At 52.4% G+C, this 25509-nt stretch carries 20 protein-coding genes; 16 read left to right on the top strand and 4 right to left on the bottom strand.

Features of this window, described 5'->3' with window-relative positions:
• Window positions 1-10 precede the first annotated feature (10 nt).
• The 6 genes from smc to SLIP_RS06345 all read left to right on the top strand — a co-directional run bounded on the left by smc (window position 11) and on the right by SLIP_RS06345 (window position 8652).
• Window positions 11-3592 carry a chromosome segregation protein SMC gene (gene smc, locus SLIP_RS06370; protein WP_013175459.1) on the top strand — a complete coding sequence of 1194 codons (3582 nt, stop codon included), beginning with the start codon at window positions 11-13 and terminating at the stop codon, window positions 3590-3592.
• Between the two features lie 274 nt (window positions 3593-3866).
• Window positions 3867-4751 (top strand): signal recognition particle-docking protein FtsY, encoded by an 885-nt coding sequence (gene ftsY / locus SLIP_RS06365; RefSeq protein ID WP_041433480.1) that lies wholly within the window; start codon window positions 3867-3869, stop codon window positions 4749-4751.
• Between the two features lie 28 nt (window positions 4752-4779).
• Window positions 4780-5586 (top strand): S-methyl-5'-thioadenosine phosphorylase, encoded by an 807-nt coding sequence (gene mtnP / locus SLIP_RS06360; RefSeq protein WP_013175457.1) that lies wholly within the window; start codon window positions 4780-4782, stop codon window positions 5584-5586.
• Between the two features lie 2 nt (window positions 5587-5588).
• Window positions 5589-6617, top strand: coding sequence for an S-methyl-5-thioribose-1-phosphate isomerase (gene mtnA, locus SLIP_RS06355; RefSeq protein WP_013175456.1), 1029 nt, complete (start codon window positions 5589-5591; stop codon window positions 6615-6617).
• A 15-nt stretch (window positions 6618-6632) separates the two neighbouring features.
• Complete coding sequence (locus tag SLIP_RS06350) at window positions 6633-7304, top strand: class II aldolase/adducin family protein (RefSeq protein WP_013175455.1); 672 nt, start codon at window positions 6633-6635, stop codon at window positions 7302-7304.
• 16 nt (window positions 7305-7320) lie between these two features.
• A complete protein-coding gene (locus SLIP_RS06345; protein ID WP_041433479.1) occupies window positions 7321-8652 on the top strand; it encodes an amidohydrolase in 1332 nt (443 codons plus the stop codon).
• Window positions 8653-8670: 18 nt separating this feature from the next.
• Here SLIP_RS06345 and SLIP_RS06340 read toward each other — a convergent pair whose 3' ends face one another.
• The 3 genes from SLIP_RS06340 to SLIP_RS06330 all read right to left on the bottom strand — a co-directional run bounded on the left by SLIP_RS06340 (window position 8671) and on the right by SLIP_RS06330 (window position 10709).
• A complete protein-coding gene (locus SLIP_RS06340; protein WP_013175453.1) occupies window positions 8671-9783 on the bottom strand; it encodes a PRK06851 family protein in 1113 nt (370 codons plus the stop codon).
• Window positions 9784-9952: 169 nt separating this feature from the next.
• The gene (locus SLIP_RS06335; RefSeq protein ID WP_013175452.1) at window positions 9953-10435 is read right to left on the bottom strand and encodes a PIN domain-containing protein; all 483 of its coding nucleotides are present in this window, start codon (window positions 10433-10435) and stop codon (window positions 9953-9955) included.
• Window positions 10419-10709, bottom strand: a complete 291-nt coding sequence (locus tag SLIP_RS06330; RefSeq protein ID WP_013175451.1) for a UPF0175 family protein — start codon at window positions 10707-10709, stop codon at window positions 10419-10421. The genes SLIP_RS06335 and SLIP_RS06330 overlap by 17 nt, the downstream gene beginning before the upstream one ends.
• Before the next feature lie 394 nt (window positions 10710-11103).
• Here SLIP_RS06330 and SLIP_RS06325 point away from each other — a divergent pair, with 394 nt between their 5' ends.
• The 10 genes from SLIP_RS06325 (at window position 11104) to SLIP_RS06280 (ending at window position 24835) form a co-directional block, all read left to right on the top strand.
• The gene (locus tag SLIP_RS06325) at window positions 11104-11277 is read left to right on the top strand and encodes an AbrB/MazE/SpoVT family DNA-binding domain-containing protein (protein ID WP_207635764.1); all 174 of its coding nucleotides are present in this window, start codon (window positions 11104-11106) and stop codon (window positions 11275-11277) included.
• Window positions 11255-11785 carry a BREX-3 system P-loop-containing protein BrxF gene (gene brxF / locus SLIP_RS06320; RefSeq protein ID WP_242649087.1) on the top strand — a complete coding sequence of 177 codons (531 nt, stop codon included), beginning with the start codon at window positions 11255-11257 and terminating at the stop codon, window positions 11783-11785. The genes SLIP_RS06325 and brxF overlap by 23 nt, the downstream gene beginning before the upstream one ends.
• Before the next feature lie 30 nt (window positions 11786-11815).
• Window positions 11816-15496: a DUF6079 family protein gene (locus SLIP_RS06315; RefSeq protein ID WP_013175448.1), complete on the top strand. Its 3681-nt coding sequence runs from the start codon at window positions 11816-11818 to the stop codon at window positions 15494-15496.
• Between the two features lie 14 nt (window positions 15497-15510).
• Window positions 15511-18150: a DNA methyltransferase gene (locus tag SLIP_RS06310; protein WP_013175447.1), complete on the top strand. Its 2640-nt coding sequence runs from the start codon at window positions 15511-15513 to the stop codon at window positions 18148-18150.
• Window positions 18151-18204: 54 nt separating this feature from the next.
• Entirely contained in the window at window positions 18205-20154 is a 1950-nt protein-coding gene (pglZ, locus tag SLIP_RS06305) for a BREX-3 system phosphatase PglZ (RefSeq protein ID WP_013175446.1), read from the top strand.
• A gap of 2 nt (window positions 20155-20156) precedes the next feature.
• A complete protein-coding gene (locus SLIP_RS06300) occupies window positions 20157-20879 on the top strand; it encodes a hypothetical protein (protein ID WP_013175445.1) in 723 nt (240 codons plus the stop codon).
• Between the two features lie 125 nt (window positions 20880-21004).
• Window positions 21005-22075 (top strand): hypothetical protein, encoded by a 1071-nt coding sequence (locus tag SLIP_RS06295; RefSeq protein WP_013175444.1) that lies wholly within the window; start codon window positions 21005-21007, stop codon window positions 22073-22075.
• A 148-nt stretch (window positions 22076-22223) separates the two neighbouring features.
• Window positions 22224-23834 carry an AAA family ATPase gene (locus tag SLIP_RS06290; RefSeq protein WP_013175443.1) on the top strand — a complete coding sequence of 537 codons (1611 nt, stop codon included), beginning with the start codon at window positions 22224-22226 and terminating at the stop codon, window positions 23832-23834.
• 276 nt (window positions 23835-24110) lie between these two features.
• Complete coding sequence (locus SLIP_RS12575; RefSeq protein ID WP_148216532.1) at window positions 24111-24470, top strand: hypothetical protein; 360 nt, start codon at window positions 24111-24113, stop codon at window positions 24468-24470.
• 71 nt (window positions 24471-24541) lie between these two features.
• On the top strand, window positions 24542-24835 hold the full coding sequence (locus SLIP_RS06280) for a hypothetical protein (protein ID WP_013175441.1): 294 nt from the start codon (window positions 24542-24544) through the stop codon (window positions 24833-24835).
• A 206-nt stretch (window positions 24836-25041) separates the two neighbouring features.
• On the opposite strand, the gene SLIP_RS06275 is transcribed toward SLIP_RS06280, so the two are convergent.
• Window positions 25042-25368, bottom strand: a complete 327-nt coding sequence (locus SLIP_RS06275) for an nSTAND3 domain-containing NTPase (protein ID WP_013175440.1) — start codon at window positions 25366-25368, stop codon at window positions 25042-25044.
• Window positions 25369-25509: the final 141 nt, after the last annotated feature.

Below are 25509 nucleotides of genomic sequence, written 5' to 3'. Positions count from 1 at the left end.
GAGGAGTCAAGTGTACCTTAAACGTTTAGAACTGAAAGGGTTTAAATCTTTCGCCGAGCGAACCGAAATCGAATTTATGCCCGGCGTCAACGTCATAGTCGGGCCTAATGGGTGCGGGAAGAGCAACATAGTAGACGCGATCAGGTGGGCTTTGGGCGAGAGTAACGTTCGCCACTTGAGGGGGCAGAGAAACGATGATGTTATTTTCAGCGGTACGGATAAGAGGCGTCCCTTGGGCTTAGCTCAGGTAGACGTGGCAATAGACAACTGCGACAGGGTTTTACCCCTTGACTTTGCCGAGGTAAGCGTTACCAGGAAAGTACACCGCTCGGGTGAGAGCGAGTTTTATATTAACCGGGTTCCGGCCCGGTTGAAAGACGTTCAGGATCTTTTTGCGGGGACAGGTTTGGGTAAAAAAGGGTACTCCATTATCGGCCAGGGAGAACTCGAACAGATACTTAACCTCAAACCTTTTGACCGCCGTCTTCTGCTTGAAGAAGCTTCTGGTTTAATAAAGTACCGACACCGCATGGAGGAAGCTGAAACCAAGCTGGCGGTTATCAAGGAGGATATGGCCAGGGTCGAAAAGATGCTGTCTGATCTCGAAGGCAGGCTGGAAGTACTGGCAGAGAAGGCCTCCAAGAGCCGGCGCTACCGCGAACTTGCCGGGGAACTCCGGAACCTAGAGCAAAACTTGCTGGCTTCCGCGATCGAACGGTTATACCGCGAGTTGCAGGATTACTTGGGCGAACGCGATAAGGTAAAGGCAGAGCTGGCAAAAGCAAGGACTTTGATTCAGGAAAAGGAGCAGGAACTGGCCTTGCTCAAGGCGAAGACAGGCGAGGTCAAAGAGAATTTGTCCTTCTACAACGAGGAGCGACACCGGTTGCAGTCCGAGTTGCAGCGCTGCGAGGCCGAGCTTAGATTGTCGGCCGAGCGCCTCATGAATGCCCGGCAGAGACGGGAAGATTTAGCCGGTGAGGAAGCAAACTACCAGGGATTGCTGGCCAAGCTGGAGGAAAATATAAGGCTGGGCGAAGACAAGCTGGCAAAGGAGGAGGCAGAGTTAAAGGCTAAAGTAGAGAGCCTGCGAGAAGTGGAGTCGAGGGTCGGGCAACTGGAAAACGTGCTGGCTGATTATAACCGCGATTACGAGGATTTGCGGACCGAGTTGATAGAAAAACTCAAGGAGGAGACTGAGGATAAGAACCAGCTGACTGTCTTACAGGAGCGGTTGAAAAGGCTGGAGGACCGGCTTGAACGGTGTCAGGAGGACCTGAAGCAGAAAGAAGCCCACGAGAAAGAGCTTGAACAGGCTGAAAGCCGAACCAGGGAAAAACTAAATGAAGCCCGGGCCCGGCTGGATCACTGGCAGCGAAAAAAAACCGACACCGAGAAGGCACATGATCGGGCTTTGACTAGTGCGAAAGAAAGAGAGCAGGACCTTGCCCGGTTACAAGCTGAACTTTATAAAGCGGAACAGGAACTCAACTTATATTTCGATGAAGAAAGGGACGGCAGGACCTATCCGGAGGCAGTTCGAGCGGTCATGCGGGCAGCCAGGGACAAACAGTACGGTTTGAACGGGATACTAGGGGTGGTAGGGGACTTGATTGAGGTTCCTCCGGGTTTGGAGGCCGCGGTAGAAACTGCCCTTGGGCGCAGCATTCAAGACATCGTGGTTAGGTCAGAGAAGGATGCTCGTCGGGCCATCGAGTTTTTGAAAGAAAAGAAGCTGGGCAGGGCGACTTTTCTGCCGCTGGACTTGTTGAGGGTTAGTGACTTGCCGCGAGATAAAATCCGGAGAGCAGAGAAAATGCCGGGAGTGGTGGGATGGGGGCATGAGTTGGTCGATTATCCGGCGGGATTTGAAAAGGTTGTTAAGTATCTGCTGGGGAGGGTGGTAGTAGTAGAGACCCTACAATCAGCGGTGAAGGTTTACCGTGAATCAGGGTTACCGGTAAAGCTGGTTACTTTGGAGGGGGAGGTACTGACGTACACCGGTGCTATAACCGGGGGAACAGTCAGCAACCGATCTGTTCAGCATTTTAGGAGGAAGAACTGGGCTAAGCAACAGGCTCTAGTATTGGCGGAGAAACAGAAAGAATGCGAGCTTTTGCTGGCTCAGCTGGAGAACCTGAGAAGCACTGCAGCGGAGCTGGAGCGAGGGCTCCAGGAGATTAGGCAGCAAGAAGAAGAACTGAAACTGGAAGAGAAGATGTTAATGCTGGAATTGGAGAATGCTTGTGGGGAACGGGAGAGGTTGATACAGGCCATCGACGACCTGCGGTATGAGAATAAAGGCTACAGCGCCGAAATCGATTCCCTGCGGGAGTCGATGAAGGATGTGGAGGCGCAATACCAGGCTGCAGCAGACCAGGCTCGCCGTTTGTCAGATAGAGTGGAGGAAATAAAACAGGGGCATGAAGAAATGTTGCGCGAGTACGAGGTTCTGAAGGAACGAACCAAGTCTTACAGGGAGTTTGTCGCAGGCAAAGAGCATGAAATTGAAAGCTTAAAGCAGAATCTCGTTCAGCTGGAGAAGATAAAAGCCTCGTACCTACAGGCTCTGGATAAGTGTGCTCAAGAAAAGAAAGCCTTGGCCGTCGAAATGGACAGGCAAGAGTCACTGCAACTGGAGTTAAAAACGCGATGCGACGGCTTTCAAGAAAAAATGGGCCAACTGAGGGGAGAAATGGAAACCCTGGTCCGGGCTATAACCGGGCTGGAGGAGGACTCACGCGGGATAGAAAAGAAACTGACGGAAGAGAGGCAGTGTTGCAGACAGTTGGAAGAGCAGTCCCGGGTAGTGGAGCTCCGCATAGCCCGAAGGGAAGCAGATATGGAAAACCAGATCAAATTGTGGGTCGATAGTTATGGTGAGGAATACGTACCGGGAAGCGGGATTATTCTGGACGGCGAGAAGGAGAGGGAGGCCAGGCAAAGAAAAGAGGTTCTAACCAAGCAGCTTGCAGAACTGGAACCGGTAGATCACGGAGCGGAGGCAGAATACGAAGAGATTCGGGCCAGGTACGATTTTCTTAACAACCAGTACCAAGACATAACCGAGGCCAAAAACGCCATTTACGCGCTGCTTAAAGAAACGAGGGCAGTTCTTTCCTCTCAATTCGTGGAGTTCTTAAAAGGTGTCTCGCAGAGCTTTCACCACACCTTTCTGGCAATGTTCGGTGGAGGCAGCGCCTTTCTAAACTCCAACGGGGCCATAGAGGATTTGGACAGCGGGGTAGAAATAGCGGTGAAGATGCCGGGCAAGCGCAAACAGTTGCTGGAACTGTTGTCCGGGGGGGAGAGGGCTCTTACATGCATCGCTTTTGTGTTTGCCCTGCTGGCACTTCGACCCAGCCCGTTTTGCCTTTTGGATGAGATCGACGCCGCTTTAGACGACGTGAATTTGGCAAGGTTTGCCGGGTTCTTGAAAAGATTATCCCAGGATATCCAGTTCATTGTTATAACTCACCGTCAGGGGACCATCGAGATCGGGCAGGCTTTGTACGGAATAACCATGCCGGAAGAGGGGGTATCGCGAGTGCTTTCGGTGACCATGGAAGAGGCAGAGGCGCTCGCCGGGTAACGCAACAAGCCAACACCGGTCAACTGAGGGGGGTTGTAGTGAAATCACTTTATAGAAAAGGGTGGGGTGGCGATTGGGATTCTTCGAGAAACTTAGGAAAAATAAGAGGGCAGGCGCGCCAGAAGAGGAATTGACGGCGCGCGGGGAACACACGGGGGAAAACCTGCCAGCAGAGACGGCAAACGGGAGTGAGTCGCCTTTCGAGGCTTCAAATGTTGGACCCCCACCGGCGGAGCCGGTTAAGGAGGGTTTTTTTGCCCGTCTAAAAAAAAGCCTGGCTAAGACCCGCCAGAACATCACGGAAAAGGTCGAGCGGCTCATCAAGACCTCTCGCCGTATCGACGACGAGTTTTTCGAGGAATTGGAAGAGATCCTTATTCAGGCCGACGTGGGAGTAAGTACGGCCATGGAACTGATCGATAACCTGCGGCGGGCTGTAAAACAGAAGAAGATTACCGAGGTGGACGAGGTTAGAGGCCTTATCAAGCAAGAAGTGGTCTCTATAATGGAGGGAAGCGATGCCCCGTTGAACAAGGCCCCAGAAGGACCAACAGTCATTATGGTGGTCGGGGTAAACGGGGTGGGCAAAACCACTACTATCGGCAAGCTGGCCTACCGCTTTAAACGCGAAGGTAAGAAGGTCATTATCGCTGCTGCCGATACCTTTCGCGCGGCTGCTATCGACCAGCTGCAGATTTGGGCTGAACGAGTGGGGGCTGACCTCATAAAACACCAAGAGGGAGCCGACCCGGGGGCTGTGGTTTTCGACGCGGTCAACGCGGCTCAGGCCAGAAGGGCCGATGTGCTCATCGTGGACACGGCCGGAAGATTGCATACCAAGACCAACCTTATGGAAGAGATAGCCAAGGTCAAAAGGGTTATCCAACGTACTTATGCGGACGCCCCGCATGAGGTGTTGCTGGTGCTGGATGCTACGACCGGGCAGAACGCTATCAGCCAGGCCAACCTGTTCAAACAAGTAACCGGAGTAACCGGCATTGTCCTGACCAAGCTGGATGGGACCGCTAAGGGAGGAATTGTCATCGCGATAGCCAAGGAGCTTGATATTCCAGTCAAGCTGGTTGGGATAGGAGAGGGTTTGGAAGACCTGAGGGATTTTTCAGCAGAAGAGTTTGCAGAGGCCCTGTTTTCAGATTAAGGGGGTTGAAGAAAAAGGGAGGGGTATTGTGCCAAGAATAGCAGTAATCGGTGGTACAGGAGTGTATGATCCGGGGATACTGGATAATGTTACAGAAAAGACGGTTGATACCCGCTTTGGTCTGGCTCGCGTGGCTGTAGGTTCGTACCGCGGGCAGGAAGTGGCATTTTTGGCCCGGCACGGGGCGGGACATTCGTTGCCACCCCATCTCATCAACTACCGGGCCAATATAGAGGCTTTGCGCGCTCTGGGTGTGCAGCGGGTTGTGGCTACAGCCGCGGTCGGTTCACTTAATCCTCTAATGAGACCCGGAGATTTCGTCCTTGTGGATCAGTTTTTGGACTTTACTAAACAGCGCTCGGCCACGTTTTACGAAGGGGGAGAAGAGGGGGTAGTCCACTGCGACATGACTCACCCTTACTGTCCCCACCTGCGTGAGGTCCTGTACAGGATTGGTACTGACATCGGTTTGAAACTGCATCGCGAAGGGATCTACGTTTGCACCGAAGGTCCCCGTTTCGAGACCGCGGCGGAGATCAGGATGTTCAGAATGCTGGGCGGGGACGTGGTCGGAATGACCAGTGTTCCCGAGTGCGTACTGGCGAGGGAAGCGGGTATGTGTTACGCTACGGTAGCCATGGTCACAAACATGGCTGCTGGTATTGGCGCTGACCGGCTCACTCACTCCGAGGTTCTTGAGGTCATGGCGGCTAATGTTTCGAAGCTGAGCCGGCTTTTGATGGAATCTCTGGAATTCATCGATGTCACAGCGGAATGCGAATGCGGCGGTATACGCCAAGAGATAGAGAGACTACGCGAGAGAAAGAAGGGGTAGGGGTGAAAACTGTTTATTGGCAAGAGGGAGTCTTGTATCTGCTGGACCAAACGGCTTTGCCGGGCACGGTTCGGTACCAGGCATGCCGGGAGGCCGAGGAAGTGGCTCAAGCCATTCGGGATTTGGTGGTGAGGGGAGCCCCTTTGATTGGGGTGACTGCTGCCTACGGAGTTGCCCTGGCTGCCTGGGGATTTGACGGCCCAGAGCCTGATTTTGACCGGCGCATGCAGGAGGTTTTCGATTTGCTGGCCAGCACCCGCCCCACGGCGGTGAACCTGTTTTGGGCCCTGAACCGGATGAAAAAGGTATATACCGAACACAGGGCCCAGGGGCGGGAACAGGTGGCAGTGGCTCTCTTGCAGGAGGCGGAAGAAATGTTTGCCGAAGACGTGGCTACCAACCAGGCCATGGGCGACTTTGGGGAAAAGCTGTTTGCTCCACGGGTGACGCTTCTGACCGTGTGTAACGCCGGAAGTCTGGCTACCTGCGGCTACGGTACGGCTTTAGGGGTCATACGTTCTTGCCACCGCGAGGGCAAACTCGCTATGGTATATGCCTGCGAAACCAGGCCCGTTCTGCAGGGAGCTCGCTTAACCGTGTGGGAGCTGTGCCAAGATGGTATTCCTGTTACCCTGATCACCGACAACATGGCCGGGACCTTGATGCAGCAAAGCAAAGTAGACGGGGTGGTAGTAGGGGCGGACCGGATAGCGGCCAACGGTGATACAGCCAATAAGATCGGGACATACATGTTGGCGGTTTTGGCCCATTACCACGGCCTGCCTTTCTATGTGGCTGCTCCGATGTCTACCGTCGATTTTTCGCTGTCTTCTGGGAAAGAAATACCGATCGAGAACCGGGATCCGGATGAGGTTCGAAAGGTGATGGGAACTCCTATTACGGTTCCCGATGTGCCGGTGTTTAACCCCGCTTTCGATGTTACTCCCAACCGCCTGATTTCCGGAATCATAACCGAAAAAGGCGTGGCTTTGCCGCCTTTCGATTCGAGCCTGGCTGCTCTTCGAGGGTGAAAGGGGGGAATAGCGGTGGAATCGTATCACAAAGCATGCCGCGAAGTGGTGATGGTTGCCCAGGCCATGTATGAGCAAGGCCTGGTTGTGGGCACTTGGGGTAATGTCAGCACTTGCCTGCCGGGTAGGGAAGAAGTGGTGATCACTCCCAGCGGTATGGATTATACCAAGTTAACCCCTGAGGACATGGTTGTCATCGACATGGAGGGTAGGAAGATCCACGGAAAATGGAAACCGTCAGTGGAGGTTCCGCTCCACCTCGCTGTCTACCGGGCTCGTCTGGATGTCTGGGGGGTGGTTCACGTTCACAGCATAGCAGCATCGGCTTTTGCAGTGGCAAGAATGGCGATACCGGCGGCTTTGGAGGAGACAGCCCAGCTCATAGGCGGGGAAATTGAAGTGGCGGAATACCAGCCTCCGGGGACGAGGCGTTTGGCCCGGGCTGCGGTAGAAGCTTTGGGACAAAAGAACGCCGTTCTTCTCGCTAACCACGGTCTGGTAGGAGTTGGGGCTGATGTAGACAGGGCCCTTAAGGCCTGCTTGGTTGCCGAAAAGACCGCTCAGGTTACCATATACGCCCGGATGCTCGGACAGGTGAACTTCCTGTCGCCCGAAGAAGTGCGGGTCTTGGCTGAAGGTTTCAAACATTACGGGCAGGTCAAAGGAGACGGGAATGCACGGAAATAGGGAGATGGTAGGCGAAATGACAGGTAAGCATCCGGTAAACAAAAACCGGCGAGTGCTCGTTACGAATGTAAAGATACTGCCCATGACCGGGCCGCATGACTTTATCCCGGAAGGTTTTCTAGTGATCGAAGGACAGCATATCCGCGAGGTAGGTAGCGGCAAGCCTTCGCTAGTCCGGGAAAATGGACAAATCATCGACGGTAAAGGCAAGCTGGTCATGCCCGGTTTTGTAAACGCCCACACTCACGCGGCCATGACACTGATGCGGGGTTACGCCGATGATTTGCCACTGATGGAATGGCTCCAAAACAAGATCGAGCCTTTCGAGTGTAACCTGACCGGGCAAGACGTCTACTGGGGAACCATGCTGGGCATCGCGGAGATGATAAAATCTGGAACGACCACTTTTGCCGATATGTACATATTCATGGATGATGTAGCCCGGGCAGTTGAGGAAACCGGGATACGGGCCGTACTATGCCGGGGAATGAACGGCGTCGGCCCCAATGCCGAAAAAGCCTTGCGAGAAAGCAGGGATCTCGCCTCTAAATGGCAAGGGAAGGCTGACGGGCGCCTAAAGATAATGCTGGGCCCCCACGCACCTTACACCTGTCCCCCTCCTTACCTGCGAAGGGTTATGGACCTGGCCTCGGAACTGGGGCTTGACATGCACACCCATCTTTCCGAGACCATGGCTGAGGTAGAAACCATCAAAAAAGAATACGGCAAGACTCCGGTAGCCATGTTTGCCGAGGCAGGCCTGTTTGACCACAGGGTGGTTGCAGCCCATTGCGTGCACCTGACCGATGAGGACATCGAGACCCTCGCTAAGAACAAGGTAGGAGTTGTGCACAACCCTCAAAGCAATATGAAACTGGGTAGCGGGATAGCGAGGGTTACCGAACTCATGGCGGCCGGAGTAACGGTAGCTCTGGGAACCGATGGTGCCGCCAGCAACAATAACCTTGACATGTTCGAAGAGGCCAGAACGGCGGCTCTGCTACAAAAGGCCCGTAAGATGGACCCGAGGGTCATTACGGCTTACCAGGCTTTGGAGATGGCCACGGTGAACGGGGCCCGGGTTTTAGGTCTGGATCAGGAAATAGGATGTATAAAGCCCGGGATGAAGGCAGATATAATTCTCATAGACGTAGACCAGCCTCATTTCCATCCCCCGCACAACCTGGTAGCTCACCTGGCATACTCCGCTCAGGCCTCGGACGTAGACACGGTCATCATCGACGGCAAGGTGGTCATGCAAAACCGCCAGCTACTGAGCCTAAACGAGCGAACGGTCATAGAAGAGGCCGGCCGAGTTGCTCTCAGGCTAGTCGAAGGCGGCCTGTAAAGGTATTTACCGATGGTTTTACAGGTAGTAGCGGAGGATCATCTGCTTCAGCTCTTCTCTTTTGGCTTCCAGTTCATAGATGTTCATGGCCGGGGTGTAATAGCTTTCAAGCTGGTCGTGAACGGTTTTAGCCTGCTTTAGGTGGTTCACGGCTGTAGCCAGGCAGGAAGCGAACCGTTCCTGGCAATCTGCAATATCAGCCTGAAAAGGGGATAAAAGGGGAAGCTCCACGATTTCATCCAGGTGCATAGTCCTGATATCCCGGTGGTCAGGCCAGAAAAGCTCGGCTCGAGTCAGCCACGGCGTTTCGTCGACCACCGCCATCCTTATTTCAGGGAAAATCAGGGCTTGAATACGGTCTGGAACAAACGGATGATGGTAGCATTCGTGAGCCAGGCCGGTGCACTCTCCGACGGTCTTCAAGACTGCCAGCAGTTTATCTGTCCCTGTGCCCGGGCTTCCCTTCAAGAGGTAGGTCCGACAATCGGTATTCACCAGTGAGGTGATGTTGTTGACCACCCCGTTCGGGGTTATGGCTGCAGCAAAAAGATGGCGGCAGGGCCGGCGGGCCAAAGGCTTTGACGGTTTTTCTGCTGCGTTAACCAATTTTTTGATCAAATGGTTAGCGAGTTCCTGCCAAGCCCGCTTGTCGAGCGCTTCTTCATAGTAAGAAGCCCATTCGTCGTAGATAACCTTGGCTTCGCGCAGACGGTTGTACGCCAGGGCGAAATACCGGCCGTTTAAAGAGGTGGCGGCGATTATTTCTTCGCGGTTTCCCTGCAGGTGTTCCTTATCCCAGAAGTCACCGAGGTTCACGATCTCGTCGACGGCCCCGGGGAAGCGGGGATCCACCACATGTGGTGCGGTACCGTCGACGACCGCGATATCGTAGTCCGGCAGTGCGATGGCGTCCAGGGATTCGTTGTCAGATGAACACCAGTGAAACTCCACACGATAACCCAGGTCGATAAACTCCTCGCCTAGTTTCTTCATCAGGGTCGACTTGCCAACTCCCGGGCCGCCTTTCAAGACCAGTTTCAACCGGGCCTGGTTCGGCACGATGAACTCGTAGAAGGAATGAAACCCGTTGCAGGTGTTGCCTCCTGGAAACAAATGTCGAATTCGCGTCACAACCTCCTACCTCCGTTCTCGGTTCATGCTTCTAATAGATATGTTGGCTCTGTTGGTGCCAGAACCACACATACCTGATCCTGGGCAGGGAAAACTAGGGAAAAGGCGGCGAGACAAAAAACCCTTCACCTTACTGGTGGAGGGTCTGGTATAAGTTTCCGCCGCCAGCTTATTTCCCAATTTCTTTCCTAATCTTTGTTCTTACCTTTTCGCTAAAGCGGAACCCATTCTGTTCCAGGCTGTCGAGGATTGGGTCAATAGCAGGCAACAACTCCCTTTTCACACCAAGTACCAAAATGCCTAGGGTACCCATAATCCTTAAGCCCGAATTTCTGGCGATACGTCGGGCTTTTTTCTCATCAACTAAAAGATAATCCGCATTAACTTCCTTGGCTAAAACGATGGCTTCCGCTTCTCCCCCATCAAGGTCGGTTTTAAGCAAGGAGACCGCCAGAGCATTTTGTACTTGGAGGGTCTCGATCCAGGTAGCTTCTCCTATTTCCTTCACGCCGGGAAGCTCAGTTCCCGGTAGTACCACTTCATTGTATACACATTGAGGAATCATGATTCGTCCAAATAGGTGGTGTAGGAGTTCTACTTGCTTAATCCGGGCTAAAGCAATGAGGGGTGTCGAATTAGAGACCACTTTCATTTTGTAAAAACTCCTTAACGGTGGCCAAGTCTTCCTCTAGCTCATTGAGATCATAGTTGAGAGGGATGTTATGTGCGGCCAAGAAATCGAGGAATTCCTGTTTGGAAAGGTTGGCCAGTTCCGCCGCCTTCCCCAGGGATAAACTCCCATCTGCGTAAAAGGTTGCCGCCAGCCTCTTCAAGGCCTCCATTTTTACCCGTTGAGCCGATTCCCGGCCTTTGATAAACAGTTCTTTTGGCAACTCGAGATCAATCCTTATAGTTTGGTCCGGCATTTTATCGCCTCCCGGTAAAATCATACCATAAGAGATACACGTCCTCAACTTTATATTTATTATAACCATCTGTGATATTGTCACCTTGAAAAAATCTATGACAGAACCAATTCCCGACCACTCTCCTGGTTACTATTGTACCATGATTTCCACCACTAGAAACTCACAGGTTAAATAACCGTACTACTTCACTACTTACCAACGTCGGGACGGGTACAGTCCTCCGCGAGTCGAATCCTGCGGCTGGCGCTTCCGCCATGCTGTCTTTTTGTAAGGTTTTCCTGCCAATTGGCAGGATTTTCATGCTTTCTTGCCGAATAAATCTCCATATCCAGTTTTCCATACTTCCTGGCAGGTGGTTTTCTTGGCCCAAAAGAAAATTTTTACACCCCAAATGGGACCGAAAGGTCAAATGACGTTGCCGAAAGAAATACGGACTGCTCTTGAAATTGAAGAGGGCGACCGGGTTCTTCTCAGAATCGAAGGCGATGGGAAGGTCGTCCTGGAGAAGGCGATAATTATTCCCGCCAGCAAGAAAGATGGGTTTGGGGAAGCTGCTGAGACCTGATGCTTTTAGTGGTTATCGAGGGGATATACAGGCAGGTGCTGGGATTGCCATGAAAACAGATGAGCTCAAAAAACAAATAGCAGCAGCCCGGTCGAGGTATTATCGACTGGTATTACTGGTTGGGTCAGCTGCAACCGGAAAAACCGAAATCCTTGTTCAAACAGCCAGAGATGAGGGTTATCCCTATATTAATCTGAACCTCGCGCTGAGTCAGAAACTCCTGGAATACCCCGCAAGAATGCGAGCGTTACGCCTGCCGAGAATAGTGGAGACGATCATAGGCGAAACGGGAAAGAATACGGTCCTTCTCGATAACACAGAAATACTTTTTGATCCTGTACTTCAACAGGACCCTTTACGTTTGCTTCAACAAGTCAGCCGCAATCGAACTATCGTTGCCGCATGGAACGGCAAGTTCGAGGGCGGTGCGCTGGTCTATGCGGAGCCAGATCACCCGGAGTACCGAAAATATTATGAAGTCGATGCCCTTATTTGTCCTCTGGAGTGAAGGGATTTTAGGAAAAGGTGGGGAAATACTGTGAAGTACGCTGACCTCATACATTTTGAACCGGTCGAAACTATAGTGCAGTTACGGGAAGCTGATGCCAAAAGCAGGGCCGGGGAGTTGGTAAAAAGCTACGTGATCTCGGAACGGATGGCCGAGCAGATTACGGAAGTTGTCTTTCCGCAGCTTCAATACGGCCATCCCCAGGATAATAAGGGGCTTTTGATCGTCGGTAACTATGGTACCGGCAAATCGCATTTAATGTCGGTACTATCTGCTATAGCCGAATATCCAGACCTGGTCACGGAGATACGGCATCCCGCTGTGGCCGCAAAAGCGCAGGCTATCGCTGGCAAGTTCAAGGTTGTCAGGACCGAGATCGGTTCCACCACGATGTCTCTCAGGAACATCATTTGTGCCGAGCTGGAAGAACAGCTGGCTAATCTCGGGGTGAAATACCGTTTTCCTGAAGCCGATAAAATTACCAACAACAAAGACCCTTTTATTGAGATGATGAACGCTTTCCAGGAAGTTTACCCGGATCACGGGCTCTTGCTGGTTGTCGATGAACTCCTGGACTACCTGCGCACGCGCAAAGATCAGGAGCTAATCCTCGACTTAAACTTCTTGCGGGAAATCGGGGAGGTTTGCCGGCTCACCCGGTTTCGCTTCGTGGCCGGGGTGCAGGAAGCCATTTTTGACAGCCCGCGCTTTCAGTTTGTGGCTGAAACCCTGCGCCGGGTCAAAGACCGTTTTGAGCAGATACGAATTGTCCGTGAGGACATAGCCTACGTAGTTGCCCAGAGGTTACTGCGCAAGGATGACAGGCAGAAGGCTCTCATAAGGGAGCACCTGCAGCGTTTCACCAAACTATACGGCACCCTGGCCGAGCGCATGGACGAATTCGTCGTTCTTTTCCCCGTGCATCCGGCATACCTGGAAACTTTTGAGCGGGTCTATGTAGCCGAAAAGCGCGAGGTGCTGAAAACCATAAGTTTTGCCATGAAAAAACTCCTGGACAAAGAAGTTCCGGAAAATGACCCCGGCCTCATCGCTTATGACTCTTACTGGCAAAACTTAAAGGACAATCCTTCTTTCCGCAGCGACCCGGACATTCGCGAAGTGATTGAGAAGAGCCAGGTACTGGAATACCGTGTCCAGCAGGCCTTTACAAGGCCGCAGTATAAGCCTGTGGCCCTCCGCATCATTCACGCTTTGAGCGTTCACCGGCTGACAACAGGAGATATTTACGCTCCCATAGGGGTCACGGCTGAAGAACTCCGCGACGACCTCTGCCTTTACTTGCCCTTGCCGGAAGAGGATGCCGAGTTTCTTAAAACCATTATAGAATCAATCTTGCGCGAGATCTTAAGGACGGTGAGCGGCCAGTTTATTTCTTTCAACCAGGACAACGGCCAGTACTACCTTGACCTGAAAAAAGACATCGACTTTGATTCTCTAATTGAGCAGAAAGCGGAAGTCTTGACCCCCAACCAGTTGGACCGCTACTATTTTAAGGCCCTCGCCCGGGCCATGGAGTGCCCCGAAGCCACGTATGTTCCCAATTTCCAGATTTGGGAGCACGAAATTGAGTGGCGCGAGAAAAAGGCCACCCGGTTAGGGTATTTATTCTTCGGGGCTCCCAACGAGCGTTCTACCGCCCACCCGCCCAGGGACTTTTACCTCTATTTTCTGCAGCCCTTTGACCCGCCGCTTTTTGAGGATGAGAAAAAGCCCGATGAGGTGTTTTTCCGGCTGGTGCAGCGTGACGAGAACTTTGACCGTGCCCTTAAGTTCTACGCCGGCGCCTGCGAGATGGCCAGCACGGCTTCCAAAGGAACGCGGCAGGTCTATGAAAATAAGGCCAACGACCAGCTGAAAAAGATAGTCGAATGGCTGCGGAACAACATCACCACGGCTTATGAAGTTACCTACCGGGGAGCAACTAAAAAATTCGTCGAGTGGATTAAGCACAGTGCCACTTCTCATGCCTCGGTTCGGGATCTGGTGAACATGGTGGGTTCCCTTTGCCTGGCGCCCTACTTCCGGGAGCTGGCGCCCGAATACCCGGCCTTCTCCATCCTGGTTACCGTAAAGAACCGGCCTCAGGCTGCCCAGGAGGCGATAAAGTGGATCCTCGGCAGCATCAGGACCAGGCAGGGGGCAGCCGTCCTCGATGCCCTGGAACTTCTGGACGGAGATAAGTTAAGGCCGCAAAATTCCCGTTATGCCAAACACATCCTGGGACAGCTGGACAAAAAGGGCCCGGGTCAGGTCCTCAACCGGGGCGAAATAATAGCCGAGTTTCGCGGTGTGGAGTACGAAACCCGTTTCAGATTGGAGCCGGAGTGGGTGGTCGTCATCCTGGCGAGCTTGATCTACAGCGGCGATGTTACTTTAAGCATTCCGGGGAAGAAGATAGATGCTTCCAACCTGGAGGAGCTGGGCAAAATTCCCCTGGAGGAACTTATTAAGTTCAAGCATATCGAGCGTCCCAAGGACCTGCCCCTCGGTCCCCTACAGGCTCTGTTTGAATTTTTGGGGCTGCCGCCCGGGCTGATCGTCAATCAATCTACTCGTGAAGAAGGGGTAAGGCAGCTTCAGAAAGCGGTGGATCAGCTCCTGGAGCGCACCGTGCAAGCCCAGCAGGTGATACAGCAAGAGTTATCTTTGTGGGGTATTTCTTTGTTTGATGAGAAAAATAAAGCCGGTTTAAGGGATAAACTGGCAAGTTTCAAAGGATTTCTGGAATTACTCCGGGTTTTTAACACTCCCGGGAAGTTGAAAAACTTCCGCTACTCCGAGCGGGATATAAATAAGCAGAAGACGTACCTTGCCACCCTGAAGAGGGTTGAAGAGCTGGCCGGCCTGGCAAGTGAAGTCCAGCCTCTGCTCTCCTACCTCAGCACCGCCGAAGCCGTGCTTCCTGCGGATGCCGGTTGGACGGTAAAAGCCCGGGAGCGGCGTGAAGAGCTCAAGGCAAAACTATCCGGCCTGGACGAAGCATCCGACCCCAGCCTGCGACGGGAACTCGTGCAGGTGCTGGTGGAACTCAAGAACTCGTACATTGAGACTTACCTGCAGGCCCATGCCAGGGCCCGGTTAAATGCGACCGGGGATCAGAAAAAATCCGAACTTCTCAAAGATGAGCGGTTGAGCAAACTCAACAGGCTGGCTGGTATAGAGTTGATGCCCCGGGCCCAGCTTACGGACTTCCAAAACCGTCTGGCGGAGCTGAAAACGTGTTTCAGCCTCACCAGAGAGGATTTGGAAAAAACGCCCGTCTGTCCTCACTGCAGCTACCGGCCGGCACAGGAGCAAATTAAGCTGCCGGCTGACGCGGCGCTCAGGCGGTTGGAGGAAGACCTGGAAAGACTGTGCGAGGATTGGGAAAGGACATTGATCGCCAACCTGGAAGACCCGACGGTAAAGGAAAACATCTATCTTTTGAAGCCGGAGCAGCGAAAAGCACTGGATCAGGTGGTCAAAGAACAGCAGCTGCCCTACACGGTGGACGCATCATTTGTAAAGGCCGTTCAGGAAGTGCTCTCCGGCATGGAAAAGGTTTCGGTTACCGCAGCCGACTTAAAGAAAGCTTTGACTCAAGGCGGAACGCCCTGCACAGTATCTGAGTTTCAGCAGCGCTTTGAGGATTATATCCGGTCTCTCACGCGGGGCAGGGACCCGCAGAAGGTAAGGATCGTCCTGGAATAGAGGGGTGAAGAGTTATGGCCCAGGAAGAGCAGCTTTTTATGGACATTCCGGAAGGAAACGAAGAAGGACAGCAGAAGCAAAAGCGCCGGCGTTTCGGGCTCACCAAAGAACGCCTGGACCGGGTCAGGCAGATCGAGGGGTTTCCCATTGCTAAAGATGAGGACATCATCAACCTTTCCGACCCGCCCTATTACACTGCCTGCCCGAACCCGTTCATCGAGGATTTCATTAAAGAGCATGGCAAGCCGTACGACCCGGATAACGACGATTACCGCAGGCAACCGTTTGCGGCGGATGTATCGGAGGGTAAGAACGATCCCATTTACAACGCCCATTCCTATCACACCAAGGTGCCCCACAGGGCCATCATGCGCTATATCCTCCACTACACCGAGCCGGGAGACATCGTCTTTGACGGTTTCTGCGGCACGGGCATGACCGGCGTGGCGGCAAGCTTATGTGGGGACCGCAAGGCCGTTGAATCCCTGGGCTACCGCGTTCTGGATGACGGGACCATCCTGGACGAAAAAGGCCGGCCCTTTTCTAAGCTTGGAGCACGCAAGGCTATATTAATCGACCTTTCGCCGGCAGCCACTTTCATTGCCTACAACTACAACACGCCGGTTGATGTTCAGGCCTTCGAACGCGAAGCCCGGCGGATTCTGGAGGAAGTGGAAAGAGAATGCGGCTGGATGTACGAAACGCAGCACGTGGTGGGCGGAAAGGTGCAGAAAGGCGCCAAGGGCAGCCCCATCATGGGTAAAATCAACTACACCGTCTGGTCCGACGTGTTTATCTGCCCCCATTGTTCAGCGGAGCTTGTCTTCTGGGAAGTGGCGGTAGACAAAGAAGAAGGTAAAGTCAGGGACGAGTTTCCCTGCCCCCACTGCGGGGCGGACCTCACCAAGCGGACCCTGGAGAGGGCCACGGAAAGGGTGTATGACCGGGACATCGGGCAGACCGTCACCCGTGCCCGCCAGGTGCCGGTGCTCATTAACTATTCGGTGGGGAATAAGAGGTATGAGAAAAAGCCCGACGAGTACGACCTGGACCTGATCCGGAAGATTGAGGAGAGCGAGATACCGTACTGGTATCCTACCGACCGCATGCCGGAGGGCTACAATACCGAACAGCCTAAAGTGTCACATGGGATTACTCATGTTCACCATTTTTACACGAGGCGGAATTTGTGGGTTTTGGCGCTCGTTTTAAATATGGCCAAAGCCTTGCCGTTAAAACTACTCCTAATTTGGCTAACTTCTTCCCTGATAAGAACGACAAAAATGTACAAGTTTACCCTGGACCGGAAAATGGGGACAGTAAGTGGTACCCTTTACATTCCTTCATTATGGACGGAAAATAGCCCGTTGAAGCTTTTGAAATATAAGCTGTTAGACTTTTGCAAAGTTCGATACCCAGAAAAAGGATATGTTCTGGTGGAAACAACTTCGGCCACCAATACCAGTATCCCCAAAAATTATATAGACTACATTTTCACCGACCCTCCCTTTGGCGGCAACCTGATGTACTCTGAGCTCAATTTCCTCTGGGAAGCCTGGCTCAGGGTCTTTACCAACAATAAGCCCGAAGCCGTAGAAAACAAAGCCCAGGGCAAAGGCCCGCGGGAATACCAGGAGCTCATGGAGAAGTGCTTTGCCGAGTACTACCGGGTCTTAAAGCCCGGCCGGTGGATGACGGTGGTGTTTCACAACTCGCAGAACCGGATCTGGAACGCCATCCAGGAGGCCATTATGCGGGCCGGGTTCGTTATTGCCGACGTGCGGACCCTGGACAAAAAGCAGGGGACCTTCAAGCAGGTTACTTCGACCACCGCGGTGAAGCAGGACCTGGTCATCTCCGCCTACAAGCCCAACGGCGGCCTGGAAAAGCGATTTCACCTGGAGGCTGGAACCGAAGAAGGAGTCTGGGATTTTGTCCGCACCCACCTCAAACAGCTGCCGGTCTTCGTGGAGAAAAACGGCAAAGCGGAGGTCATTGCCGAGCGGCAGAATTTCCTTCTCTACGACCGGATGGTGGCCTTCCACGTCCAGCGGGGAGTTGCCGTGCCTATGGGAGCGGCGGAGTTTTACGCCGGCTTGAAGCAGCGCTTCCCCGAGCGGGACGGAATGTATTTTCTGCCGGACCAGGTAAACGAGTATGATAAAAAACGGCTATCAGTTAGGGAGTTTGAACAACTGTCGCTGTTCGTGATTGATGAAAAGTCGGCTATCCAGTGGCTGCGCAGCGAACTCGAAAAGAAGCCGCAGACATACCAGGAAATCCACCCCAAATTCCTGCGGGAATTGCACAAGGCAAGGCACGAAAAGCTGCCGGAGCTCTCCGAACTGCTGGAGCAGAACTTCCTTAAAGACGATTACGGCCGCTGGTACGTCCCCGACCCCGGCAGGCAGTCCGACCTGGAGAAGATGCGCGAGAAGGCCCTCCTCAAAGAGTTCGAGGAGTACAAGGAAGGCAGGGGCAGGCTGAAAGTATTCCGCACCGAAGCCTTACGGGCCGGATTCAAGGCCTGCTGGGCTGCTAAAGACTACAAGACCATCGTAGAGGTGGCCAGGCGCATACCGGATACCGTCCTCCAGGAAGATACCACTCTCCTGATGTACTACGACAACGCCCTGATGCGGCTGGATGAATGATTTATCCGCCGGTAACGAATTATCCTCGATAACATACGTAGAAGGTGTAGTTTTATGAACTGGCGCGACCACATTCTTAAAAACTTACAGCCAGGCGTATCAAGACTTACTTTAGCGGCTGACCCCGACGGCTTGCTCCTGGAAGAAGATATTCTCTCAGCCCTAGGGGAAATGGGGTTTGATGTCCTTGTTTTTAGTGATCCCATCACCTTTCGTTATGTGTATGAAGTAAACTATCGCTCAAGATGGGATCGGGGCGAAGCGGCACATTTAATAGTGGTGGTAAAAGGCGGCCCGCAGGAACTGCGCCGCCTCCCCTTCGATGTATGGCAGAGGGGCCATAAGCTTTTCTTCAGCTTAGCCGATATCTTTCCCAAACTCAGCTATCCGGTAGTTGCGGCTGTGGAGAAGTCCGACCTGGATAAGCTTTACAGTGCATACCAGAATTACAATGGCCCTACGCTGGGGGAGAAGGCGACCAAGGATTTTATCTTAAAACATGTTTTTGGCATAATACCCGACCTTATCAATTCACCGGTCGAACTGATGAAGATATTGTTATCGCGGCATTGCAATTTTGTGACTGTGCCCTCGGTTTTGGACGAACACCTTATCCATTGTTTAAGAGAAAAGAGCGTTTTTAAGAATTGGCCGCTGGAAGACATCATTCCCAGGAGGGAAGCCTTTTTTGCTTTCCTGCAAGAAAAATGGCGTCGCTTCCTGGAGAGCACGGCCAAAGGAGAGAATTTCACCGAGGTCCCCTTTGAGCATTATGACATACGGGTGTACATCGACAACCTGTTCTTGGAAGGCAGTTTAAGGCCTGTTCCGGTTGCGAGTACGGAAGGTATGCCCGCGTGGGTCCTGGCAGGTGTGCTCTTAGATAAGCAGGCTAACGAAAGGCGCAGGATTAAGTGGCTATTAGAGAAGATACGACAAGATTTGCCTGGAGAAACAGCGTCCCACAGGGACTGGCAGCGCCTGGCCGTTCTGTGGGCGGAATTGCTTGTGCTTAGCCGGGAACTGAATCAGGACATAGAAGCTGAAAGCAAACTAAAAATTGAGGAATTGCACGATCAATTGGAAGAGCGCTTTGCGAGCTGGATGCTCGTGCGCTACGGCTCCCTGGCCAACCTCCCCTATACTTCCAGACCGGTGATGGTGCACCACATCCCCCGCTATCTCGCCCATCTGCGCCTCAAAGAGGGAGCAAAAAAGATCGCCCTGATCGTCACTGACGGCCTGGCATTGGATCAATGGCTGGTTATCCGCAATTTCCTGAGAGACAGGTACCCGGCGCGGCGAATCGAGGAAAACCAGGTCTTTGCCTGGGTACCGACCTTAACTTCTATCTCACGGCAGGCGCTGTTCGCTGCAGAGCCGCCCCTGTATTTCAAGGACACTCTGACGACAACCTCGAAAGAAGAACAGCACTGGCACAAATTTTGGGAAGACAGCGGGGTCAGGAGAGGAAATACCTACTACCATAAAGGTTTGGGTGACGAGTCGGTAAGTGAAATTGGAGAATTTTTAGGATCACAGTTCGAGATCGTGGGTCTGGTTATAGATAAAGTGGACAGAATCATGCACGGCATGGAGCTGGGGACAGCAGGTATGCACCAGCAAGTCAGGTTGTGGGCCGAACAGGGTTACCTGATACAGCTAATTGATTATCTCCTTAAAAATAAATTTGCCGTCTATCTGACTTCGGATCACGGTAATATTACGGCCAGGGGAATAGGCCGTTTGCCGGACGGGGTCCTGGCTGAAACCCGTGGTGAGCGGGCCAGAATTTATCATTACGACGTTTTTCGACAGCAGATGATGGAAGAAATAGAAAATGCCATCTGTTGGCCTGGTTTTGGTTTACCCCAGGGTTACTCCGTGCTGCTGGCCAGGGGCCGGTCAGCCTTTGTCTCAAATGGTGAAGAAATCGTAAGCCACGGCGGAATATCTTTGGAAGAGGTTGTCGTTCCTTTTGTCAGGATTTGGGAGGAGCATTGATCATGGCCTTAAATATCGGTTTTGACCGGAGAGTTAAGCTGGAATGGCTGGATGCCGCCGCCTGGAAAGCCGCAACGGAAACAGACATTGCTGAGGTACGGAAATACCTTGATGATTTCTTGCAGTCAGAATGTCGAAGTAGAGAGGCACGCAGGAAGACCATAACCGTATTAACTCGGATTTGGGTCAGGTTACCGCAGAAGCACCGGTCATTACAGGAGCGGGCTTTAAGAATTTTAACCGAGGACGACCCCGATACAAGACTCTGGTTGCACTGGGGCATGACACTTCTAGCCTATCCATTTTTTCGCGATATAGCGGATATTATTGGTCGTCTGTTGACATTGCAGAATGAAGTTTCTCTAGAGCAGATTTACCGCCGGCTGGCAGAACGGTGGGGAGAAAGATCAACTGTTCGCCGGGCGAGCCAACGAGTGGTGCGTTCGATGGTAGACTGGGGCGTTCTCCAGGATACGGCCCTAAAAGGCGTTTATATCCCCACCGCCAAAAAAGGCCCGGCCAGCGCTAGTGTTCAGTTATGGTTTTTAGAAGCCCTGTTGTGTTCGGAAGCAACCCAAGCGGTGATCCTGCAACAATTACCCCAGCTGCCCACAGCTTTTCCGTTTCACCTGGATATTTCGGTGGCGAATATACGGCAATCTAAACGGTTTGAAATACAGCGTCAGGGTTTGGATTTAGACATGGTTACAATCGTACACCGGTAATGGTCGGGTCTATATCTTTTTAGTGGTGGAGCCCGTAGCCGGGCCTGGAAAGTGTGGGGTCCACTCTTGGGTAAGGAAGTTGCCTGCTACCTCAAACGCTACGACCCGACAAGGAAGGTGAGACAGTGCGAAACATTCCGCCAGAAGTGCTGAAAAAGATTCAGGAGGAAATGTGTCGCCCGGAAGGGACGGTTGAGTTCGATTACGTTTCTGAAACGCTTTTTGATACAGCTCTGCCTCAGGAGGTAATTTTGGAAGTGGCTGCCGGAGCTCACGTTTTCCAATTGGTGCGCAACGAGCGGTTAGAGTTATTGTTTTATCATTCCGCTCCCGGCACTGGAACCCGCGTGGCCACGGTAGATCTAACGTCTGTTACCCCCTGTTTTCGGGTATATATCGCGCTTGTGTGGTCTCCTTCGGAAACAAGGTTGCATGTAGGTCCGAGGGTTTCAGGGGGAAAGCTGGTGCGGGCTGAGGGGCGACCGTCCCCGGTACAACTCAGGGTGGGCGATGATGGTCGTGTTTACAGGATCGGCGATACCAGCTTGGCGGTGGGCCACTACTCCGTGCGCCTGGGCGGGCATTTGGTGTTACAGCCTACAGCCATAGAGGCCTGGCGGAACACGGTGCAAGCGGTGGAGTTGCTTAGAAAAGCAAAGTCAGAAGAGGGTTACGCTTTCGAAGTGATTTTGAGCAACTTCATAATTGTTACGCTGGTGACAGGCTTTGAGGCCTACTGCAAAACAAGGTTCCTGGAGCTGGAGTCGGAAGGTATTAACCCCGACCTTGAGGCCTTAATAACTGCCTTTTACTCCCAACGGGAAAGGGCACATTTCACCGCAGACGATTTGAAAGAGGAGGCAGTCACCAGGAACCGGACAGTACTTCAGAAGATAGTCGGGGATCGACGTATAAACTTCCAGGATTACGAGGAGGCGAAGAAGGCGTACCGTAGGGCCTACGGCATAAAGTTTGGCGAGATAGGAGTTTCCTCCAATGATCTGGCGCTGCTCCAACGGCTCATTCATCACCGCCACAGGGTGGTGCATTTCAGTCCGTGGGAAAGCTACCTCCCAGTTGCCTCGGGGGAGCCTGAGCTCTCAGATCAAAAGCTGGTGGAAAAGGCCGTCGATTGTTTCAACCGTTTCGTGAATAGGCTGCACGAAGCTACGTTGCGCCTGCGCCCTTGTAAGTAACTATCGTTAATGACATCCAGGTTATAATCATCGTGATTATCTGCTGTCTTTCTTCTTACGGCTTCTCATTTACAGATAGTTGTTATATATCGTCAACTGCAACATCAAGTACCGTATGGACAAGAATGCGGGAGAAGAGGAGTGAGCTATGAAGCTTGAACGAGTCAAAATCCAGAATTACAGAAGCATCAAGGAGCTAGAATTCGAGGTTGGGGACCTTTGCGCCCTGATTGGTCCTAACAACGTGGGCAAGTCCAACATTCTCAGTGCCCTTGCTTTAGTGCTGGGAGAAACGTGGCCAACGACCAGAGCCATTGAGCTCGCGGACTTTTACGCTTATTCGGACGGGAACATGGTGATCACCGTTTGGTTCGATCAAGAGCGTGAGACGCGGGGAGATGTTGGGAGTCCCGTGAAGTATTCGGGGATACAGTTCAAAATCGGTAGATATAAGAGAAAAACAGGGGAAAAAGAACCTGGTGACCTGAAGTCATCGTTTGTGTGTGTAGACAAGGATGGCAACCCCGTCAACATACTGAAACGTCCGAATCCACAGGCGAAGCCGTACCAGAGCCCTGCGCAAGTTACTAGCGACATTCGTGGCGAACTACCTGCGGTAATTGTCGATGTGGACAGGAATGCTAGCTATCATTTGTCCGGCAGTTCGCGTTCTATCTTCGGGCGCATGCTGGCTGATATCGCGAAAGAACTAAAAAAGGATTCTAAAAGGTTCAAAGCATTCCTGGATAAATTTGAAGAAGCCAGAGAACTCCTGCGAACGAAAGAGTTCGAGGAACTTGAGAAAAATCTTGCTGAACAATTAAAGCGCCACACTGGCTTACGGGACCTGTCGCTTCAGTTGGATGGCCTCGACCCTATAAATCTGTACAAGAACTTTTCAATCTTGTTCAAGGATCCCGATACCCCGGAATTGGTCGATTTTGAGCGCATGGGCTCAGGTGTTCAATCCGCTCTTGTGATGAGCTTGCTTCAGGTCTATCGTGAGATGAAGAAAGAAAACGCCATATTACTCCTTGAGGAACCTGAGCTCTATCTTCATCCGCACGGACGCCGACACCTGTTTCGTCTTCTCAAGGAACTTTCCGAAAATGGCCTTCAGATAATTTACACGACGCATAGCCAGGATTTCGTTGACCTGGAATCTTTTGAGTCAGTGAGACTGGTTTATAAAACTAAGGACGCCGGCACAAAGGTGAAGACTCCAGATGTATCTAAAGTAACAGGAGATTGGAAATCACGAGTTAAGCACCTCGCCGAGCCAAAAAACGAAGCCTTTTTTGCTCGAAAGGTAATTATCGTCGAAGGTCCAACTGAGCACTTAGCCATCCGACGGCTCGCTGGTATGATGGAACCGACTTTGGAGCTTGACCTATATGATTGTTCCGTGATTGAAGCTGGAAGCAAGACCGCTATTCCTATCCTTGTAAGGATCATGGCAGCTATCGAAAAGCCTGTGATGGTCATTTACGATACGGATTCAGACAAAACTGACCCGCAGGACGTAGCTACCAACGAGAAGCGTGAAAGGGACATTCAACAAGCAGTCAAAGTACATGGTTCAGCTTTGACGTTCAAGTGCGATCCCTGCTTTGAGGCCGTGGCGGGAATCGAAGAGCCGCGAAAGCATGACAAGCCTGAGCATATGATGGTGCACCTCGATGCTGCCGGAGATTGGAATGGAGTCAGTGTGGAGCTTAAGAGGCTCATGGGAGAAATCGTTAGTTTTGTTACCAGGTGACTCGTGTCTGCGTTAAAGAAAGGGTATTAACCGATAATGATCAAATAACCATGCTAGATGGACTGACGGTGGAGCACCTGGGTCTGATTATTACTTCCCGCATCAAATACCGCATGGGAAGGGATGCAGAGAGTAAGGAGGAACGAATACCGGCAAGAACCTTTTTGCCAAACTTCAAAACGCCGATTCTCCCCGTGGCATCTGGGAGATCACCGACGCGGGGCGCGAGTATGTTGAGAAATGCGGCTCTGCAGAGCGGGGCTGGCCGCCCTCTCTTTGTGTCCTAGTTCAGTTTGCAGCCGAGGCGCGTTACCCCGGGAATCTGCTCTGCGCCGCAACGAACTCATTGCCGCCCTTGCGGATGAAGCCTGCATAGCATATGCCGCCTCTGGTGGCTACACGGAGCGGATAGTAGACTGGCTGAAGTCATCGTGCGTTTCCCCCTTTGGCCGTATGCTGATTAACCATGAGGTCCAGCGTAGCCAGCAATGCTGCATGGAACGCTTTGTCCGTTACATGCGTGACGTCCTGCCCAACGATTCCTTTATTGCCTTTACCGAGACGCCGATCGAGCATAACGAGAATTTCGAAAACAGAAACCGCCTACCGAACGCAGGAGTTGATATGAATGATTAGCGATAAGGTGTTGTATCTTGTAAAAGACAGTTCATTTGGAGTGTGGCCTCCTTTAATGCTGGTCATTGGGGGTGGAAGTTCACGATGACTGGGTCGGCTTTCACGACACCAACCGCGGGCACCAATTCTTTGGGAAGCTTGTGAAGGAGACTAAGGACGGTTTTATCTGGCATCGCGTGGAAGACACCTTTGAGGAAGGGCTCGAGGACTTCGGGCTCATAGAGTTTAAGGCTCTTACACTTGAAGAATATAACAAAAAAGTGCGCCCGTATTTGGTAGGACCTGTTCCAGAATTCAATTCTACTGAAGAACTCTATGAGTTCTGTCAGCGGGAATTCGGGCGTAGGGGTTATCATTATGGTTAACAGCGTTTATGGGTTTGTCCTAGGGGAGCGAGTAGCCTATAGCGGAGGCTGCTCGCTCAGCTTTTTACGACGAGGAGTTCCCCTGTTGAGTGGTACGAAAAAAGGCCGCCAGATCGTCGCGCCTACGCAGCGACCCCGGCGGGGGAAAAGCGGCATCTTTCAGCCAACGGCTGAAACATGCCGGTAATGAGGAACCGCCGTAAAGCTCATTTAAAAACCACTACTTTGAAGGCTTGTCCACCATTTCTATGGTAAACACGACCCTGTGCGGCGTCGACGACCGCGATATCGTAGTCCGGCAGTGCGATGGCGTCCAGGGATTCGTTGTCAGATGAACACCAGTGAAACTCCACACGATAACCCAGGTCGATAAACTCTTCGCCTAGTTTTTTCATCAGGGTCGACTTGCCAACTCCCGGGCCGCCTTTCAAGACCAGTTTCAACCGGGCCTGGTTCGGCACGATGAACTCGTAGAAGGAATGAAACCCGTTGCAGGTGTTGCCTCCTGGAAACAAATGTCGAATTCGCGTCACAACCTCCTACCTCCGTTCTCGGTTCATGCTTCTAATAGATATGTTGGCTCTGTTGGTGCCAGAACCACACATACCTGATCCTGGGCAGGGAAAACTAGGGAAAAGGCGGCGAGACAAAAAACCCTTCACCTTACTGGTGGA

The sequence above is a fragment of the Syntrophothermus lipocalidus DSM 12680 genome (assembly GCF_000092405.1).
GTDB lineage: Bacteria > Bacillota > Syntrophomonadia > Syntrophomonadales > Syntrophothermaceae > Syntrophothermus > Syntrophothermus lipocalidus.
This window is presented reverse-complemented; position numbering and strand designations above follow the sequence as displayed.